This is a genomic window from Poseidonibacter antarcticus (assembly GCF_003667345.1).
Lineage (GTDB): Bacteria > Campylobacterota > Campylobacteria > Campylobacterales > Arcobacteraceae > Poseidonibacter > Poseidonibacter antarcticus.
Genome location: NZ_RCWF01000041.1, coordinates 1 through 882 on the forward strand (window position 1 = coordinate 1; position 882 = coordinate 882).

Annotated in this window: 1 protein-coding gene; it reads right to left on the minus strand. The window is 35.3% G+C overall.

What is annotated here, in order from left to right; translation table 11 throughout:
- On the minus strand, window positions 1-882 hold an 882-nt coding region (locus D9T19_RS14390), incomplete at both ends, for a hypothetical protein (RefSeq protein ID WP_205588736.1).

The following is an 882-nucleotide window of genomic DNA, read 5'->3' on the forward strand; positions in this document are numbered from 1 at the left end:
AGCTACTGGACCATCATTATCACTTACATCAACCACTTTCATTTTTACAGTTGCTGTACTTGTTAAGTTAGCATCATCATAGCTTACTGCTGTTGCAGTTACTGAACTTGTAATATCAATCCATGTAACACCATTATCATTACTATACATTAGTTTTTCACCAGCACCTGTATCTAATGTATTTGTAAGAGTTGCGGCTACTGTTAAACCATTATTGTCATTAGTTACAAAGTCACTACTACTTGAACCTGTATCATCTGTAATACTTGTAATTGTAATTAGATTATTTGGTCCTGTAAAGGCAATAGTAACAAGTTGAGTATCTACTGCTCCATCATTTCCTGCTAAATCTACTACTTTCATTTGAACAGTGTTTGTACTTGTTAAGTTAGCATCATCATAGCTTACTGCTGTTGCAGTCACTGAACTTGTAATATCACTCCAGTTTGCACCATTATCATTACTATACATTAATGCTTCACCAGCTACTAATGCAGCTGAAAGTGTTGCTCCTACTGTTAAGCCATCATTATCGTTTGTGATAAAGTCACCTACTACACCACTATCATCAGAAATACTATCAATATTTACTGTTGTTGTTGGTGCTGTTGTATCAATCAATGCGCTATCAGTCGTACTTGGTCCTATATTTCCTGCAATATCTGTAATTGTTGCAGTAACAGTAATTATCTCACCCTCAGCAGGTGGAGTAAATGAAGTTGTTACATTTCCATTAGTAATATCTGTTGGCGTAATTACTATTGGAGTAGTTGTTGTTCCATCTGTTACATTTACTGTATCCCCTGCTTCTACACCAGCTGGTAAATCTATTTGAACATCTACATTACCATCTAATTCTGTACCATTCAGTATTCCATCATT